This window comes from [Mycobacterium] stephanolepidis (assembly GCF_002356335.1).
GTDB classification, from domain to species: Bacteria; Actinomycetota; Actinomycetes; order Mycobacteriales; family Mycobacteriaceae; genus Mycobacterium; species Mycobacterium stephanolepidis.
Genome location: NZ_AP018165.1, coordinates 285743 through 303186, shown reverse-complemented (window position 1 = coordinate 303186; position 17444 = coordinate 285743). Strand labels below are relative to the sequence as shown.

At 63.6% G+C, this 17444-nt stretch carries 20 protein-coding genes; 6 read left to right on the top strand and 14 right to left on the bottom strand.

Annotated features, from left to right (window positions below; all coding sequences use genetic code 11):
* Window positions 1-26: 26 nt before the first annotated feature.
* From MSTE_RS01570 to MSTE_RS01560, 3 genes are read right to left on the bottom strand one after another with little or no spacing between them, the layout of a single operon-like run.
* Window positions 27-1490: a catalase gene (locus MSTE_RS01570; protein ID WP_096498485.1), complete on the bottom strand. Its 1464-nt coding sequence runs from the start codon at window positions 1488-1490 to the stop codon at window positions 27-29.
* A gap of 21 nt (window positions 1491-1511) precedes the next feature.
* Window positions 1512-1940: a Fur family transcriptional regulator gene (locus MSTE_RS01565; RefSeq protein ID WP_096498484.1), complete on the bottom strand. Its 429-nt coding sequence runs from the start codon at window positions 1938-1940 to the stop codon at window positions 1512-1514.
* A 45-nt stretch (window positions 1941-1985) separates the two neighbouring features.
* Complete coding sequence (locus MSTE_RS01560; RefSeq protein WP_096498483.1) at window positions 1986-2336, bottom strand: DMT family protein; 351 nt, start codon at window positions 2334-2336, stop codon at window positions 1986-1988.
* A 56-nt stretch (window positions 2337-2392) separates the two neighbouring features.
* Here MSTE_RS01560 and MSTE_RS01555 point away from each other — a divergent pair, with 56 nt between their 5' ends.
* On the top strand, window positions 2393-3226 hold the full coding sequence (locus MSTE_RS01555; RefSeq protein ID WP_096498482.1) for an alpha/beta fold hydrolase: 834 nt from the start codon (window positions 2393-2395) through the stop codon (window positions 3224-3226).
* Here MSTE_RS01555 and MSTE_RS01550 read toward each other — a convergent pair.
* From MSTE_RS01550 to MSTE_RS01525, 5 genes are all read right to left on the bottom strand, one after another.
* The gene (locus MSTE_RS01550; protein WP_096498481.1) at window positions 3223-3708 is read right to left on the bottom strand and encodes a tetratricopeptide repeat protein; all 486 of its coding nucleotides are present in this window, start codon (window positions 3706-3708) and stop codon (window positions 3223-3225) included. The genes MSTE_RS01555 and MSTE_RS01550 overlap by 4 nt on opposite strands.
* Window positions 3709-3771: 63 nt before the next feature.
* On the bottom strand, window positions 3772-4785 hold the full coding sequence (locus tag MSTE_RS01545) for a DUF4185 domain-containing protein (RefSeq protein ID WP_096505311.1): 1014 nt from the start codon (window positions 4783-4785) through the stop codon (window positions 3772-3774).
* 227 nt (window positions 4786-5012) lie between these two features.
* A complete protein-coding gene (locus MSTE_RS01540; protein WP_157997605.1) occupies window positions 5013-5414 on the bottom strand; it encodes a hypothetical protein in 402 nt (133 codons plus the stop codon).
* 62 nt (window positions 5415-5476) lie between these two features.
* A complete protein-coding gene (locus MSTE_RS01530; RefSeq protein ID WP_096498478.1) occupies window positions 5477-6514 on the bottom strand; it encodes an aspartate-semialdehyde dehydrogenase in 1038 nt (345 codons plus the stop codon).
* Window positions 6511-7776, bottom strand: a complete 1266-nt coding sequence (locus MSTE_RS01525) for an aspartate kinase (protein WP_030095982.1) — start codon at window positions 7774-7776, stop codon at window positions 6511-6513. Before MSTE_RS01525 ends, MSTE_RS01530 begins: the two co-directional genes overlap by 4 nt.
* 86 nt (window positions 7777-7862) lie before the next feature.
* On the opposite strand from MSTE_RS01525, the gene MSTE_RS01520 reads away from it, so the two are divergent.
* Window positions 7863-8465 (top strand): nitroreductase family protein, encoded by a 603-nt coding sequence (locus MSTE_RS01520; protein WP_096498477.1) that lies wholly within the window; start codon window positions 7863-7865, stop codon window positions 8463-8465.
* 6 nt (window positions 8466-8471) lie between these two features.
* Here MSTE_RS01520 and MSTE_RS01515 read toward each other — a convergent pair whose 3' ends face one another.
* The 4 genes from MSTE_RS01515 to MSTE_RS01500 form a co-directional block, all read right to left on the bottom strand.
* Window positions 8472-9839 (bottom strand): flavin monoamine oxidase family protein, encoded by a 1368-nt coding sequence (locus tag MSTE_RS01515; RefSeq protein ID WP_096498476.1) that lies wholly within the window; start codon window positions 9837-9839, stop codon window positions 8472-8474.
* Window positions 9840-9911: 72 nt separating this feature from the next.
* Window positions 9912-10517 carry a TetR/AcrR family transcriptional regulator gene (locus MSTE_RS01510; RefSeq protein WP_096498475.1) on the bottom strand — a complete coding sequence of 202 codons (606 nt, stop codon included), beginning with the start codon at window positions 10515-10517 and terminating at the stop codon, window positions 9912-9914.
* Window positions 10518-10605: 88 nt separating this feature from the next.
* Window positions 10606-11481, bottom strand: coding sequence for a hypothetical protein (locus MSTE_RS01505; protein WP_096505309.1), 876 nt, complete (start codon window positions 11479-11481; stop codon window positions 10606-10608).
* A 146-nt stretch (window positions 11482-11627) separates the two neighbouring features.
* Window positions 11628-12665, bottom strand: a complete 1038-nt coding sequence (locus MSTE_RS01500) for a hypothetical protein (protein ID WP_096498474.1) — start codon at window positions 12663-12665, stop codon at window positions 11628-11630.
* A 186-nt stretch (window positions 12666-12851) separates the two neighbouring features.
* Here MSTE_RS01500 and leuA point away from each other — a divergent pair, with 186 nt between their 5' ends.
* Window positions 12852-14675, top strand: a complete 1824-nt coding sequence (leuA, locus tag MSTE_RS01495) for a 2-isopropylmalate synthase (protein ID WP_096498473.1) — start codon at window positions 12852-12854, stop codon at window positions 14673-14675.
* A gap of 85 nt (window positions 14676-14760) precedes the next feature.
* Window positions 14761-15474, top strand: coding sequence for an alpha/beta hydrolase family protein (locus MSTE_RS01490; RefSeq protein WP_157997604.1), 714 nt, complete (start codon window positions 14761-14763; stop codon window positions 15472-15474).
* A gap of 3 nt (window positions 15475-15477) precedes the next feature.
* Here the strand turns inward: MSTE_RS01490 and MSTE_RS01485 are convergent, their stop codons facing one another.
* Window positions 15478-15723: a type B 50S ribosomal protein L31 gene (locus MSTE_RS01485; RefSeq protein WP_096498471.1), complete on the bottom strand. Its 246-nt coding sequence runs from the start codon at window positions 15721-15723 to the stop codon at window positions 15478-15480.
* Window positions 15723-16910 (bottom strand): ribosome hibernation factor-recruiting GTPase MRF, encoded by a 1188-nt coding sequence (gene mrf, locus MSTE_RS01480; RefSeq protein WP_096498470.1) that lies wholly within the window; start codon window positions 16908-16910, stop codon window positions 15723-15725. Before mrf ends, MSTE_RS01485 begins: the two co-directional genes overlap by 1 nt.
* Before the next feature lie 133 nt (window positions 16911-17043).
* Here mrf and rpmB point away from each other — a divergent pair, with 133 nt between their 5' ends.
* Both rpmB and rpmG read left to right on the top strand, forming a co-directional pair.
* Complete coding sequence (gene rpmB, locus MSTE_RS01475; RefSeq protein ID WP_005063156.1) at window positions 17044-17280, top strand: 50S ribosomal protein L28; 237 nt, start codon at window positions 17044-17046, stop codon at window positions 17278-17280.
* Complete coding sequence (rpmG, locus tag MSTE_RS01470; protein WP_030095992.1) at window positions 17280-17444, top strand: 50S ribosomal protein L33; 165 nt, start codon at window positions 17280-17282, stop codon at window positions 17442-17444. Before rpmB ends, rpmG begins: the two co-directional genes overlap by 1 nt.

The window sequence follows — 17444 nt, the reverse complement described above, 5'->3', positions numbered from 1 at the left end:
AGAACCGGCGCCATCCAAGAACTCCCCTACTGCGCGTCGAGGCCGGCGCGAACGCCCTCTTCGACGGCCTTGCCCAGCTCGGAATCTACGTTCTTCCAGTATTCGAACACCCGGGACAGCACGGGTTCACTGACGCCGCCCAGCACATGGCCCACGATATTGCTCGCCAGCCGCGCGCGCTGTTCATCGTCCAGCACCTCACGCACCAAGGTTCCGGCCTGAACGAAGTCGTCGTCCTCTACATGCTGGACATACCCGGCACGCACGGCGGTGCCGTCGAAATCCCACACGCCCAGGTCGCCCGCTGCCTGCGGATCGGCATGAGGACCCCCAAAGGAGTTGGGGGCGTATACCGGAACCTCGGGATCATTGAAGTGATACCGCATCGCGCCCTCCTTGGAGTAGGAATTCACGGTCGCAGCCCGCGCCTCGTTGGGCGGCAGCTGCGCGTAGTTGGTGCCGATCCGGTACCGATGTGCGTCGGCGTAGGCAAACACCCGGCCGAGCAGCATCTTGTCGGGTGAGAAGCCAATTCCCGGAACGATATTCGACGGTTCGAAGGCGGCCTGCTCGATGTCGACGAAGTAGTTCCCCGGGTTGCGATTGAGCGTCCATGTGCCGACCTCGATCAAGGGGTAGTCCTTCTTGGACCAGACCTTGGTCAGATCGAACGGATTGAACCGGTATCCCTGTGCCTCGGCCACCGGCATGATCTGCACGTGCAGGGTCCAGCTCGGAAAATTGCCTTGCTCGATCGCATCCCACAGATCGCGACGATGTGCGTCGGCGTCGGATCCGGCGAGCGCATCCGCTTCCTGCTGGGTCAGGAAATCCTGCCCCTGATCGGTACGGAAGTGGTACTTCACCCAGAAACGTTCCCCCTCTGCGTTGACCCACTGATAGGTGTGCGAGCCGTATCCGTTCATGTGGCGGTAGTTCTTCGGGATCCCACGATCACCCATCAACCAGGTCACCTGGTGCGCCGTCTCGGGACGCAGCGTCCAGAAGTCCCACTGCATGTTGTGGTCCCGTAATCCTGATCCCGGCAACCGCTTCTGCGAGCGGATGAAATCTGGGAATTTAATGGCATCGCGAATGAAGAAGACGGGGGTGTTGTTGCCGACCAGGTCGTAATTGCCATCCTCGGTATAGAACTTGATGGCGAAACCACGCGGGTCACGCCAGGTATCAGGACTTCCCTGTTCGCCTGCCACTGTCGAAAAGCGCACCAGCGACTCTGTTTTCACGCCCGGCTGAAACAGCTTGGCCTTGGTGTACTTCGAGACGTCGGCGGTGACGACGAGCTCTCCGTATGCGCCGGCACCCTTGGCGTGCACGATGCGCTCGGGAACGCGCTCCCGGTTGAACTGCGCAAGCTTTTCAATCAGATAGTGGTCGTGCAGCAGAACCGGGCCCTGGATGCCCGCGGTCAACGACTCGTCGTCGCTCTCCACTGCGATTCCGGTGTTCGTGGTTGTACGGATGGACATGAAAACCTCCTCGAAACCTGACTAATTGGGCTGACATTCGGGGCAGATGCCCCAGAACACGATTTCGGCCTCGTCGACCACGAACCCCGCGGTGTGTGACGGCTCCAGGCACGGCGCATGCCCGACGGTGCAGTCCACATCGGTGACGGCACCGCACCGGCGACAGACCAGATGGTGATGGTTGTCGCCGATACGCGTCTCAAAAAGCGCCGCGGAACCGGCAGGTTCGATACGTCGCACCAGCCCGGCGCTCACACAGGCCTTGAGCACGTCATAGACGGCCTGTGTGGACACCTTCCCAAGATCGGCACGCACCACCATCGCGATGACATCTGCGGTCGAATGTGGATGCGCCGCAATCGCGTTCAGAACCGCGACGCGTGGAGCCGTGACACGCAGTCCCGCCCTGCGCAATGCAGCGGCTGGGGCGGGGGGCTGTACTGCGGTCACCTCACCAGTATGCGCCTTTTCTGGAATGAGTCAAGAAATGCTCTGCTAGCCGAAGGGGCCGTTGAACACGAAGTAGGCCCCGGCGGCGATCAATACGAACCCCACCAGGTGGTTCAGGGTGAGCTTCTCCCCCAGGTACCACACCGCGAAACCGAGAAACACCGTCAGCGTGATGACCTCTTGCATCGCCTTGAGCTCTGCGCCCGAATACACCTCACTACCAAGACGATTCGCGGGAACCGCCAGGCAATACTCGAAGAACGCGATAAACCAACTGACGAGGACCACCACCCACAACGGGTGATCCTTGAATTTGAGATGCCCGTACCAGGCAAAGGTCATGAAGATGTTTGAGCAGACGAGCAGCACTGGCGGCAGGAACCGGGCAGCAATCATGTCCACATTCTGCAGATCTTCCCTGTCAACCGCCCGCAACCGCTAGCCTGCTGCGCATGAGCGGCGCCGCATTGCAGGACCGGTACGTCCAGAGCTGCCTCGGCGGCCTGCATGTGCGGGTCGGCGGTAACGGGCCCGCCATCCTCTTCTGGCCCAGCCTGCTGATGACCGGGTCCATGTGGGATGAACAGGCACGATACTTCGCGGAACGGTACACCGTGATCCTCGTCGACCCGCCCGGCCATGGTGACAGCCAGGCCCTGCACCGAATGTTCCGATTCGAGGACTGCGCACACAGCATCGAACAAATCCTCGACTCCCTCGGCATCGAGCGCGCACACATCGTCGGCAATTCCTGGGGCGGAATGATCGGGGGAACCTTCGCGGCACTGCATCCCGACCGTGCCGGAGCGTCCGTCTTGATGAACGCCACCGCCTCGCGCGCCAACATGCGTCAGACCGTCGAGTTTCGGCTGCTCACGGAGATAGTCCGACTGCTGGGCAGATTCCGCGAACCACTCACCACCCGGGCGGTGAAGGCCTTTGTCGGCCCCACCATCATGCGCGAGCGCCCCCAGGTAGAACAGGCGATCCGCGCCGAACTGCGCGATCTCAACGTCGACTCGGTCTATTGGGCGGTCAACAGCGTGGTTCCGGCACGGCCGGACCAACGCGAGCTGTTCGGGCGCATCGGCACACCGATCCTGGTGGTCGCGGGGCGTGAGGATCCAACCTTTCCCGTCGCAGAGACCGAGCTCATGGCCGAGGCGATCCCCGGGGCCGAGTTCATGATCATGGAGAACACCGGACATCTGGCCGCGCTGGAACGCCCCGACGAGGTCAACGCGCTCATCGACGAGTTCCTCAAGCGGCACCCGCTGGAGGACTAGAGGGCCCGCGCCCTGCGCATGTCCTCGATGGCCCCGTCCCGGTCGCCCAGCTCGTTGCGGATCACCGCACGCAGCGCGAGCGCATCGGCGAATCCAGACTCGATATCGAGGGCCTCATCGACCGCCGAGAGAGCTTCGTTCGGTTTGCTGGCACCCTTGAGCGCCCACGCGTGGGTGTAGTGGTTGATGGCGTCATGGCCGCCGTATCTCACGGCAGAGAGTGCGCAATCAATCGCGTCGAAGTGCCGTCCCATGCTGCCGAGGCAGTACGCCAGAATGCGCCAGGCCCGGGAATTCTTGTGCTCCAGCTCCAGCGCATCATTTGCGAGACGCAAGGCCTCGCTGTCGTCTCCAGACGCCAGGGCCTCGCTTGCGCGGGTTGCCAGCACCTCAGCGTCCACAGATTCGAAGGTACGCGAACCCTGCCCGTCGGTTATCCACTCATCGGCGGCGATGTCGATCAAGGTTCCGCTAGCAATCATTGACGACCATCCTAACCAGCCGCCATTGCTGCATCGATAACTCTGGTTACATGCAGATGTTAGTTAGCCCACACCGGCCCGTAACGGGTTCACCGCGAATTCGATCACCCGATAGGGAGCATGGTCGCGCGAATCGGTGTTCCACTGGCTGACGTAGATGCTGAGCCGATCAAGCGTGGAGTCCGGCCCGATGTATCCGCCGTACGGCTGAGCCAAGGTGTTGTCCCACGACTCGGGCAACTCGTCGGCGACCTCGGGCCAAGCCCCGGCGTTCACCACTGTGGTCACCGGTACCGCGCCGAGCCGCGTGGGGTTGTCGGCAACCCGCACCTCGACGTTGCCCGTGGTCTGGTTGAAGTAGGACAGCACCGCCTGTCCGTCGACCATCTTCATACTCAGCTCGCCCAGGTGGTCACCCCACAACGGCGTCACGGCGGTACCCCAGGCCCACCTGCCGTGAGCATCGGCGCCCCACCCCTGCCACGTCGCACGGTCGGTGAACGCGTCCGGCTTGGCCCGGTACAGAACCGCGGGCCGCGACCGATCGAATCCGTCGCTGACGATGTACACCCACCCCTTCGGCGATTCAGGGGTCCATAGCGGGTCGTAATAGCCACTGATCTGAGTCTGCTGGCCATTCGCGTAATCACCGGGTCGTACCGATCCCGGAACGGTCGGCCATCCGGCACGGAAGGGGTCTGGTTTCACCAGCCGTGTCGACTGCGGAATCAGGTTCTTGGTGACGGCGATGAACAGCCAGTTGGTCCCGTTGATGTCGATGACGCCCGAGGGAAGTTGCGAGAATCCCGGCGGAGTCGGGTCTTCCAAGAGCGGGCGATCGGTGCCCAGCACGCCGGAGTGACGCACACCGGATGCGTTCGGCACTGTTTCCGTGTCGACGCGTAGCGCCACCGGCGAGTACCAGCCGCCGTATCCCACGCCCTGCCCTGCGAAGCTGTCACCACAGATCTGCAGCATACCGCCGGTGAAGACCATGAACTCGCACAGATCAGTGGCACCCAGGTTGTAGTCGGAGGTCGCGGTGCCCGTCCCCGCGACCGGTCCAACACGCACCACCTCACCGGGGTCCAGCGCAGGCAGCGACGCGGGTTGCAGCGGGTCCGCGAATGCAGCTGGGAAGCAGGACGATTGGAGACTCGTGAACGCCAGGAGCGCGGTCAGCAGGATCGTGCTGCCCCTGATGTGCCGCACGCCTCATCTCCCATCCGACGCCAAGGCGCCACTAACCGTCCCAGGACAGGGTAGCCAGTGGCGCCGGGCGGTCGGATCGCGATGGACCCGGGTCAGGGGCGCGGCGCGGCGGGCGTGGAGGGCGCTGGCGGCGGCTGGTCGCGCCGGTCCTGACGCTCGGGCGGCTGTGGCGGGATGAACGCAGGACCGCGCTCGATGATGACCGGCCCACCCGGAGGAAGCATCGGGGGCTGACCGTCCCGCTGGAACATCATGTGCCGGCCGTGCTCGCCGGGGCCACCAGGACCACCGTGCCCGCCGTGGCCGCACTGCGAGCCGGCCAGCACGCCGAGACCGAAGGTGACGCCGAGAATCACGAAGGCGCCGGCCACGATGCCGACAACGGCGGCGATCTTCACCAGCAAGGTGTTACTCGCCGAACGCGGCGCGGGCGGCGGTGCCTGCGGAACAGACACCGGATTCGTTGGTGTATCGGGATTGTCTGGAGTTGTCATGCCCCGAGCATGGCCGAACCGACTGACCATTGCCCAGGGAAAACCCGTGAAGTTCCTGTGAGTCAGCTCGCGACGAGCAGTTCGGCGATCTGAATCGTATTGAGCGCCGCACCCTTCCGGAGGTTGTCTCCAGAAATGAACAGTGCCAGACCGCGATTACCCGGAACGCCCGGATCCTGACGGATCCGGCCCACCAGGGATTCGTCGGCGCCCGCTGCGGCCAGCGGCGTGGGCACGTCGGCCAGGCTGACGCCCGCCGCCGCGCCAAGCAGCTCGGCGGCACGCACAGGCGTCAGCTCGCGCTCGAACTCAGCATTGATCGAGAGCGAGTGTCCGGTGAAGACCGGAACCCGCACACACGTCCCGCTCACCGAAAGCTCTGGGATGCCCAGAATCTTGCGGCTCTCATGACGCAGCTTCTGATCTTCGTCGGTCTCACCGGAGCCGTCGTCGACCAGCGAGCCGGCCAGCGGGATTACGTTGAAGGCAATGGGTGCAACGTATTTCACCGGTGCCGGGAAACTGACGGCAGAGCCGTCGTGCACCAGCTGCTCACCATCGGCGATACCGGCGCGCACCTGAGTGGCCAACTCTTCCACGCCGGCCAGGCCACTGCCCGACACCGCCTGGTAAGTCGACACGATCAGCCGGGTGAGACCCGCCTCGTCATGCAATACCTTGAGTACCGGCATCGCAGCCATGGTGGTGCAGTTCGGGTTGGCGATAATGCCTTTCGGCAGTTTCACGCCACGCACGTCGCGATCGAAGTTCACCTCCGACACCACCAGCGGAACGTCCGGGTCCTTGCGCCAGGCCGACGAGTTGTCGATGACGGTGACGCCCGCCTCGGCGAACCGAGGCGCCTGCACCCGGGACATGGTGGCCCCGGCGGAGAACAGCGCGATGTCCAATCCGGAAGGATCCGCGGTCTCGGTGTTCTCGACCTCGATCTCCTGTCCACGGAAGGGCAGCTTCTTACCCTCGGAGCGGGCAGACGCGAAGAACCGCACCGATGACGCCGGAAAGTCACGCTCTTCCAACAGCTTTCGCATGACGGCCCCGACCTGCCCGGTTGCGCCGACAACACCAATGGACGTCATCGCCCGGTACCTCCATACACGGTGGCTTCCTCTTCGCCGCCGAGTTCGAAGGCGTCGTGGATGGCCTTGACCGCGGTGTCGAGCTCGTCATCCTTGACCAACACCGAGATCCGGATCTCCGACGTCGAGATGAGCTCGATGTTGACCCCGGCCTTGGCCAGCGCCTCACAGAATCCGGCGGTGACACCCGGGTGGCTGCGCATACCCGCACCCACCAGAGACACCTTGCCGATGTGATCGTCGTAGAGCACCTGCGAGAACCCGATCTCGTTCTTCAGCGAGTCCAGCTTCTCGACCGCGGTGGGCCCATTCTCCTTGGGGCAGGTGAAGGTGATGTCGGTCTTGCCGTCCTCGACCTTGGAGATGTTCTGCAGCACCATGTCGATGTTGATCTCGGCATCGGCCACGGCACGAAAGACCTTGGCGGCGTAACCGGGTACGTCGGGAATCCCGACGACGGTGACCTTGGCCTCGCCACGATCGTGTGCGACACCGGTGAGAATCGCTTCTTCCACAGGAATGTCCTCCATTGATCCGCTGACGATCGTGCCTGGCTTGTCGGTATACGACGAGCGCACGTGAACCGGAACGTTGTATCGCCGGGCGTATTCCACGCAGCGCAGCATGAGCACCTTTGCTCCGGCTGCCGCCATCTCCAGCATTTCCTCAAAACTGACCTTGTCGAGCCGGGCCGCATTCGGCACGATCCGCGGATCGGCGGTGAAGACCCCGTCGACGTCGGTGTAGATCTCGCAGACGTCGGCCTTCAGTGCGGCGGCCAGCGCGACGGCGGTGGTATCAGAGCCACCGCGTCCCAATGTGGTGACGTCCTTGCTGTCTTGACTCACACCCTGGAATCCGGCGACCAGCACCACCTGGCCCTCGTCCAGGGCGGAGCGCAACCGGCCGGGGGTGACGTCGATGATCTTGGCGCTGCCGTGCCTGCCGGTAGTGATGACACCGGCCTGCGATCCCGTGAACGAGCGCGCCGAGGCTCCGAGCGAGTGAATGGCCATCGCGACCAGGGCGTTGGACATCCGCTCACCGGCCGTCAGGAGCATGTCCAGCTCACGGGGCGGCGGTGCCGGGCAGACCTGTTGAGCCAGGTCAAGCAGCTCGTCGGTGGTGTCACCCATGGCCGAGACCACAACGACGACGTCGTTGCCGTTCTTCTTCGTCTCGACGATGCGTTCGGCCACCCTGCGGATGCGTTCGGCCGTTGCGACCGACGATCCGCCGTACTTTTGGACGACGAGCGCCACGGCATACCTTCCTGCTGTTCGGCCAGGGTCGGGAGAGATCCAGTCATCAGGATAAGGGGTTACGACAACTCGATAACCTGGCCCGTATGGGCAACCCGACCGAACGTACCGCCATCACCTCGGTTCCGATCCAGCCGCTGATCGCCTCGCGCTGGAGTCCGCGGCATTTCGATCCCGGTGCACACCTGACTCCCGAGACCCTGACAGCCCTGCTCGAAGCGGGTCGCTGGGCCGCCAGTTGGGGTAAGCGCTTCCCCGTCCGATACATCGTGGGTCTGCGCGGTGACGCCACCTACGAGGCACTGGTCGAGCTGCTCAATCGGGGAAACTCTTACGCAAAAGTTGCGGCAGCGCTCGTGCTGGTGAGCACCGACCTGGGTGATGATGACAACACCGCCGTCTACGCGGCGGTCGATGCCGGACTGGCGATCGCACAGCTGGGCGTGGAGGCGCGCTCGCACGGCCTGCACACCCATCCGATGGCCGGATTCCGGGTGGACGATGCGCCCGGCGTCTTCGGTATCCCCGAGAACGTGCGGCCCATCGCCGTCGTCGCGATCGGTCCGGTTCTCGAGGATTACGCCGGTGCCGACGAATCGACCGTCGAGCGCGATCACGCCCCCCGGCAACGCCCCGCGCTGAGCGATATCGCCTTCACCGAGCGCTGGGGCAAGAGTTTCGGCGGTTAGCGCGCCTCACCCGGAGGCCAGCACCCCTTCGGCTGCCTGCCTGCCGGACCGGACGGCACCGTCCATGTAGCCGCTCCACACCTGCGCCAGCTCCGCACCCGCCCAGTGGATACGCCCGACGGGTGCGGTCAGCGCCTTGCCGTACTGCGTCCACACGCCCGCACCAAGACGTCCTCCGTAGCATCCGCGGGTGAATTCCTCTGCAGTCCAGTCCTGCTCGACGATGTCGAATGGTTCCGCGGCCTTCGGCCCGAAATACTTGACCAGGGCGTCGACAACGATCCGATGTCGTTGCGCGACAGACAGCTCGGCGGCGGCACGCGCATGGGCGCCTTCGAGAAATCCGACCAGCACTCCACACGACCCGTCCGGCGGCGAGTTGTCCATGACGGGACTGAACGCGTCGTCGAGGCTGGCCACAAATCCACTGAGTCCGTCCTCGCGCCAGAACGGCGTCTGGTACCCGACCTGAAACTTGATGACCGCTCCGGCGGGGATCTGCTGAGTCAGGCCGTCGCGGGAGGCGGGCAGTGTCGGCAGGCACCGGATCCGGCCCGCGAGGGTAGGCGGGACGGCGACGATCACATGCCGACCGGTGACGACACCCGTTGCCGTCCCGTTGACGTCCTCGTGGGAGACGCAGACCCCGTCGGCGTCCTGAGCGATGGTCCTGACGACGGCGCCCAGCTGGACCTGCTTGCCGAGGTCTGCGGCCATCCGTTCGGAGATCTGATGTGTACCGCCGACAACCCGGCGTTCCTGGGCTCCCCCGCCGATGGAAAGCAGTGTCGCGAGGTTGTTTCCGGAACTCTTCAGGTAGGTCAGGAAGTGCAACAACGACAATTCACATGCCTGTGCCGAGAAGACCGCGGGCACAATGAACCGGAAAAGCCGTCGAGCGATGGTGTCCGGTGTGCTGTCGGTGACCCACGAGTCGAATGTCTGCCGATCGAGGTTCTCAGCGTCCGGCGCCTGCCAGGGCGCCTCCGGCGGAACAGTCGCCGCCAGCGCCTCGATATCGACCCACAGGCGGGCGACCTCGGCGAGATTCTCCACCGGGATTCCAAAGGTTTCATCGGCATAGCGGATCAATCGACCGTCGATGACGGTGAGTGCATCACCGGCCTCGTAACTGGGAATCGTCTCCAGACCAAGCTCGTCGATCAGGTCCAGCACCACGTCCTGGCCTGGACCGACCCACTGGCCGCCCCTTTCGACCGGCACACCGTTACTCAGGAACCCGCCCATGTTCCGGCCCGCCACCCGATCGCGTGCTTCCAGAACACGCACGGACTTCCCGGCGCCGACCAGCAAGCGTGCGGCAGAGAGCCCCGCGAGGCCGGCCCCGACGACGACCACATCCACATCCGTCATGACATCTCCTATTCAAGTCAGTCGTATGACTGAGTTCAGGATAGGGCGGGTCCCGGATCGGAGCAAGGGGCACTACGCGGCGGTCACCGCCGCCAGGGCTATGAGCATCTCACTGAGCGATTCGAGATCCTCAGCGGAACGGACCGGGTCCGGATTGACGACATGCTGCAGGATCAGCCCGTCGATTCCGGCCACGAGTACCCGTGCCAGCTGCTCGAACGACACCGCGGATCGCTCGCCGGCACGGCTCGCGGCCGCACGACACCATAGAGCGACAACCTGCGTGTATTGCTCGTACTGCCAGGCCGGGAGATCTTCCAGACCGGGTGTCCGAAGCGCATGGGTGACGAGCTCGTACTGGACCTGCTGCAGATCGTGATGCTCGACAACCAGCCGTGACCAGAAATTCCGCACGCCGTGCCGGATCGCGTTCTCCAGTCCGGTTTCGGATTCGGCGGCACCGCGCAGAACTCCTGAGATCTCCTCCACGACATCCTCGATCACTGCCTTGAGCAGGCCCTGCTTACTGGGAAAGACGTATTGCAGCGTCCCCAACGGAATGCCCGCCTCCGAGGCGACAGCGCGCATGGTGGTGCGGCCCACCCCTTCACGCATCAGCACCACACGCGCGGCCGCGACCGCTTCCCTGGTCCGCTGCGCCGACTCGACGTAGGGCATCACAGAACTCCTGTCAGTAGCAGAGCCGATACCTGCCCCTCGATGACCGCGCCGCTGTCCATGACGCCATTGTGTCCCGGTGCATGCCTCAGTCGAACGAACCCCGGAAGATCCCGACCGCCTTGTCGATCATCGCGCGGGTAGATCCACAGTCCGCCGCCTTCAGCGAGAAGCTCAGCACCTCGATGAAAATCCGCTCCGGGGTGCTGTTCTCCTGCATGGCACCACCCGGGACGTCGCGGGCGTACAACGGCTTACCCAGACGCACCATGCTGGTGCACATGCTGCCGTCTTGACCGTGGAAATACTCGACACCGTCCCGGATTTCCTCGTGCAGCCTCGACGGCGGATCGACGCCCGTCCTGATGGTGAATTCGAATTGAGTATCGCTGTCTTTCAACGAAAATCGACATGAGAACGGGTCGCCGAACAGGGACGGTCTCAGATCATCTACCCGGCCCGGATACTCACCGAGAATCTCGCACGGATCTCGCTCGGCGATCTTGATCGGATACGCGCTCAAGGCGTCACGCACGGGCATATCGGCCGGGTTTAGTGTGGCCAGCACACCGATAACTGGCTGTGCCATCTTGCAATTCGGTGCGGGCACGCCCCTGGCGCCGTCGACGACCACAACGCGCAGTGCCGGCACCCGCGCCCCCTTCAACACGGGCGCATTCGGAAGCTTGTTCAACGCGATCGGAAACTCGTACAGACATGTGCCCGCGGTGTGAAACACCGGTGCGCCACCGATCGTGAATTCGGGCCGCTCCCGCGAATAGTCACCCAATACCAGTGACAGACCCACACTCGATGGGGACGCCGTGCCGGTCACCTTGATGGAACCGAAACAACCACCCACATCTCCAGAAATGTAGGTCGGGGCGCCAATGTTCTTGAGCATCAACAAAAGGCCACACGGATCGATCCGTCGCAACGCCCGCAGATAGGCCAACAGTGTCATCTGCGTTTCAGTGAAGGTTTGACCGTATGTGGCTACCTCACCGACGAACAGACTCGTGCCCGTGAGCGCAGGCGATCCTCCCTTGGCCGAACCGGATACGACGTTCGCACACCCCGCGATCGCCAGTGTGGCCACGAGGACCAGCGCTATCGAGCGGAGTTTGCGAATAGTCGCACCGCCTTGTCCAGAATCTCCCGCATCTGCCCGCAATCGGTCCGTCCTTCTTCAGTGAAGGCGCTCGCGACCACAGCCGGAAAATAGGCGTCAGCATCGGTATTCGCCGCACCGCCGCCGACATCCTTGGGGTACAACGGATCTCCCACCAATGCTAGTGCGTGACACCCCGTCAGCTGATTCGGATCCTCGTTATGGAAGTACGTCACGCCGCCGCGGGTCGATTTCGTGTACTCCTCCGGGAAGTCATCGACGCTGCTCGTCAGCTGCACGGTGTACTCGATATCGGTTTCCGATAGCGAGAAATCACACCCGAAGGGATCGCCCAGCAGATCCACGGACACCTTCTGCGCCTTTCCCGGATACTCCCCAAGGATCTCGCACGGATCGCGTTCGGCAAGTTTGATCGGATACGCACTGAGCGCAGAACGCGGCGGCAATCCCGACGGCAGCTCCTTGGCGATCGCCGTCATCACCTGCTTGGCAAGCCGACAGTCCGGGTCCGAATATTCGTCGGAGCCATACAGGTACGCACTGACCGACAACATGGCCTGCATCGTGGGGGTCGAGGGCGCCCCCGGCAGCCGCTCCAGGCCCAGGGGTACCTCGTACTCGCAATCTGCTCCGGTTTCGTAGACCGGGACAGACCCCACCATGAAGGCCGCGGGGATATCCCCCTTGTCCTGCATGGAGTACGCGTACGAGACCTCGGTGAGACCGGGATCACCCGTGACCTTCACGCTGGCATAACACATCGGAAAGTCGCCAACGACCTGTCCCGGGTCTCCGAAGTCCTTGAGACTGGCGGCGAAGCCGCACGGATCAACCCGTCGTAATGCCCGCGCGTAGGCCAGCGTCACCTTCTCGGTGGCACTGAGCTTCTGTCCGTAGTCGGGCTGATCGCCGTGAAAGAAGGAGTCGGCGCCGGGCGCGGGTTCGCCTCCCCGCGGCTGTCCGCCGACAGTGCGCGCGCAACCGGTGACCACCAGCAGAACCAGCAGCGTCACCATCCCCCGCCGTACCCACATGCTCTGCGAGCTTGCCAGATGATCGGGCTTCTTGCGGCTGGTAGAGTCCCGTCTATGCAGCGGGCGCTCCTCCTCCGACGCCGCGACAGGGTCTAATCCAGACCGGCTTCCTGTCGCGGGTTGTTGGCGTGCCGGTCGAGATACCCCTCAAACTCCCGGAGCCTTCCCATGACTAGCTTCTCTTCAGACGAGTTCAACTACACCCCCCGCAGCATCGTCACCCCGAATGGACCCATTCCGGCCGACCAACCGGCGTGGAACACCCAGAAGAACAGCTCGATGCCGGTGCATCGATACCGCTCGTTCGCCGATGAAGTCGAAAAAATCGAGCTGCCGGACCGCACCTGGCCCGACACGGTGATCACCCGTGCACCGCAGTGGGCGGCGGTCGACCTGCGTGACGGCAACCAGGCCCTGATCGACCCGATGAGTCCCGCGCGTAAGCGCCGGATGTTCGATATGCAGATCCGGATGGGTTTCAAGGAAATCGAGGTCGGGTTTCCCTCGGCCAGCCAAACCGATTTCGATTTCATCCGTGAGCTGATCAGCGAGAACGCCATCCCCGATGACGTGACCGTACAGGTGCTGACCCAGTGCCGACCGGAGCTGATCGAGCGCACGTTCCTGGCCTGCGAGGGCGCCGCGAAGGTGATCGTGCACTTCTACAACTCGACGTCGATCCTGCAGCGGCGCGTGGTTTTTCGGGGCGAGAAGGACGCGATCCAGAAGATCGCCACCGATGGCGCCCGCAAGTGTGTTGAGGAAGCGGCCAAATACCCCGATACGCATTGGCGTTTCCAGTACTCCCCGGAGTCGTACACCGGCACCGAGCTGCAGTACGCGCTGGAGGTGTGCAACGCCGTCGGTGACATCATCGAGCCCACGCCGGACAACCCCATCATCTTCAATCTGCCGTCGACGGTTGAGATGACAACCCCCAATGTGTACGCCGATTCCATCGAGTGGATGAGCCGCAACCTGGCTCGTCGCGACTCGGTGATCCTGAGCCTGCACCCACACAACGACCGTGGAACCGCCGTCGCCGCAGCAGAATTGGGCTACCAGGCAGGCGCCGACCGCATCGAGGGATGTCTGTTCGGCAATGGTGAGCGCACCGGAAACGTATGCCTGGTGACGCTGGGGCTGAACCTGTTCAGCCGGGGCGTGGACCCACAGATCGATTTCTCCAACATCGACGAGATCCGGCACACGGTCGAGTACTGCAACCAGCTGAAGGTCCCCGAGCGGCACCCCTACGGTGGCGATCTGGTCTACACCGCCTTCTCCGGCAGCCACCAGGACGCCATCAACAAGGGCCTGGATCAAATGAAACGCGATGCGGACGAGGCAGATTCCGACGTCGACGACATCCTGTGGCAGGTGCCGTACCTGCCCATCGACCCCAAGGACGTCGGCCGCAACTACGAGGCCGTGATCCGGGTGAACTCGCAATCCGGCAAGGGCGGCGTCGCCTACATCATGAAGTCCGACCACGGACTGGTGCTGCCGCGCCGGCTGCAGATCGAATTCGCACAGTCGATCCAACGGATCACCGACGGTGAGGGCGGCGAGGTGAACCCGAAGGAGATTTGGGACGTCTTCGCCGAGGAGTACCTGGCACCGATCATTCCGCTGGAGCGGATTCGCCAGAAGGTGACCGCTTCTGAGGAGGATGGCGGCACGGATTCCATTGCCGCCGTGGTGAAGATCGACGGTAAGGAAACCGAAGTCCACGGTACGGGCAACGGACCGTTGGCCGCCTTCGTCGATGCGCTGTCGAGCGTGGGCTACACCGTCAATGTCCTGGACTACTCCGAGCACGCCATGAGCGCAGGTGACGATGCGCAGGCCGCCGCCTACGTGGAAGCCATGGTTGTCGGCCCCCACGGCGGCGAGGCACAGACGGTGTGGGGTGTCGGTATCGCACCGTCGATCACCACCGCCTCACTGCGGGCCGTGGTATCGGCCGTCAACCGCGCTGCGCGCGCCTAGCGCAGCACTTCCCCCAGAATCCGGAATTAGTCTGGCTCCCAGGGAGATTCACATTGACTAGTACCAGAGGTACACACCGGTGACGGTGAGCGGCTCCACGAGGTACCGGTACGGAAATGACGCAGGGCAGCAGTACGTGGACATGTGGGCATCGCAGTCTGCACGTGGCCTGGCGATTCTTGTGCATGGCGGCTATTGGAGATCCACATATAGCGCGGACGTCATGGAGCCCTTGATCGCAGACCTGGTGGCGCGGGGCTGGGACGTGGCCAACGTCGAGTACCGACGGGTAGGTTCCGGCGGTGGCTACCCGATAACGCTGCAGGATGCGGCTGCCGGAATTGAATGCGCCGTACGAACGCGCGCGAACAGCGTCGAACGCACCGCACTGGTAGGCCACTCGGTGGGCGGCGAGCTGTCGCTACTCAATGCGAAACAGGTAGACCTGGTGTTGGCGTTAGCGCCAGTGACCGACGTCCGACGCACGTTCGACGAAGACCTGGGTGACTCAGCCGCAGGACCGTTCATGGGTGCCACACCAGGTGAGGACCCAGCGGGCTACCAGCTCGCATCACCGCGGTGGCAACTGCCCATCACCACTCCGGTACTCATCACGCATGGCGTGGACGACGATCGTGTTCCCATCGAGCACTCTCGCAGCTATCGCGATGCCGCCGTCGAATCTGGGTGTGATGTCGAGCTACGCGAGTTCGAGAACCTGCCGCACGGCGACGAAATCGATCCGAACGGCCCCCACTGGCTGGACGCCGTTGTCTGGCTAACGACAAAGCCGCTGTGACATCTACTTTCTAGTCCCGTAGCGCCTGCGGAACTTCTCGACCTGGCCGGCGGTATCCATGATCCGGCGGTCGCCCGTCCAGAACGGGTGCGAGTCCGCCGTCACTTCGACGGTGATGAGCGGGTACTCCTGGCCCTCGAACTCAACGGTGCGGGTGCTCGTCGCGGTCGAGCGGGTCAAGAACATTTTTCCGGTGGTGGTGTCCTGGAAGACGACCGGATGGTAGTCGGGGTGGATACCGGGCTTCATCAGTGGTTCCCTTCTGTGTTGTTCTCGCCGTAGGACAGGAAGGCCTCAAGCTCGGACACGTGTTCGCACGGATCCTCATGCCAATCGCCGAACGGATCATCGAGTTCATGCCACCTTGCGGGGCTTGCCATTTCAGCGTCGGTGAGCAGCGCTCCGCGCAACGCGTCCAGCACCTCGGCGCTGTCGGCTCCGCAGACCAGCACCGTCATCGCGGTGTGGCGGTCGCCGAAACGGTAGTCCCACATGAGATCGGCGAATGCCCGACGTTCCGGATCGGATCGCAGCACCTCGTCTGAATCCATTGCCGCCAGCCATTTCCCGGCCGCCGAAACTCTGAGGCCACCGCCCGCCGACTCCAGCCACATCGCCTGTTCATCCTGCGTGGCCAACCACAACCGGCCCCGGGTACGGATCACTCCGTCGAGCAACAGATCAATCGCGGCATGCAATCGTTCCGGATGGAAGGGCCTGCGCGCGTTGAACTCCACCAGTGCGATGCGACCGTCAACGGCCAGCGAGGGCTGCCCGCCGAGTAGAGCGCCATGCGGATTGTCGGACCGGCCGCACCGTGCATCCTCTTCCAGATGATCGAGGGCCTGCTCGACGCGACCGATGCGGGCGGTGATGCGGGCCCGTGGTGACAAGCGCCGCAGTACCGACAGCACTTCGGGCTCTGGATTGCGAACCACCAGGACGTCGGCGAACTCGGCCTGTCCGATCACCACCTGTGCGACAGTTCGGCCATCTTCGAGTTCGTCGTCACCGAGCGCCTGCTGCAACCAGTTCACGCTGTCCACACAACTGACCACCCCGGCGATCTCTACATCGCGGGCAGCCGGTCCGTCGACAAACCCCGGTCCGACGCGAACGGGCACGGTGTTGATCGCCCAGCAGATCGGATCGGCTTCCAGCCACGGCTCCAGGTGCAGGACGATCCGCCCGACGTCGTCCCGGCGATGGAGCTTGCGCAGCAGTACGAGCAGGTCATCACGGACCGTGCAGGACACGCAGCCGTGAGCCAGTTCCAGAACGGACTCCGCAGTTCCCCGGATCCCCGCGACGGTCCGCTTGACGATGTGCCCGTCGAATCGGTGCGTGACGATGACAGTCCCCGGGTCGCGCGCCAACACGTCCACCACCGCGTCGGTATCGGCCTGTCCGGACACGAGTAGCACCGGCGTGCGCATGACTCTCCCTTTTTCCAGCCCTTTTGCACCTAAATGCAAACGATTTTCATTACTAACAGCTTCACGGTACAGTCCCGAGCAACACTTGTCGAAAACGATTCCCATTACCAAATGGGTATGAATGGAGGTCCCGTTGTCCGCGCATTGCGAGGTGACCGGACGGTCGCCGGGCTTCGGTAACGCGGTGTCGCATTCACACCGCCGCACCCGTCGCCGCTGGTCACCCAATATCCAGCTCAAGACGTACTACCTGCCCTCGGAGGACCGGCGCATCAAGCTCCGGGTGAGCGCCAAGGGCATCAAGGTGATCGACCGAGACGGTATCGAGGCCGTGGTGGCACGGTTGCGCGCGCAGGGTCGGAAGTTCTGATGGCGCGCAACGAGATCCGCCCCATCGTGAAACTGCGGTCGACCGCGGGCACCGGATACACGTACGTCACCCGCAAGAACCGGCGCAACGATCCGGACCGGATGGTGCTGCGCAAGTACGACCCCGTAGTGCGTAAGCACGTGGAATTCAGAGAGGAGCGCTGA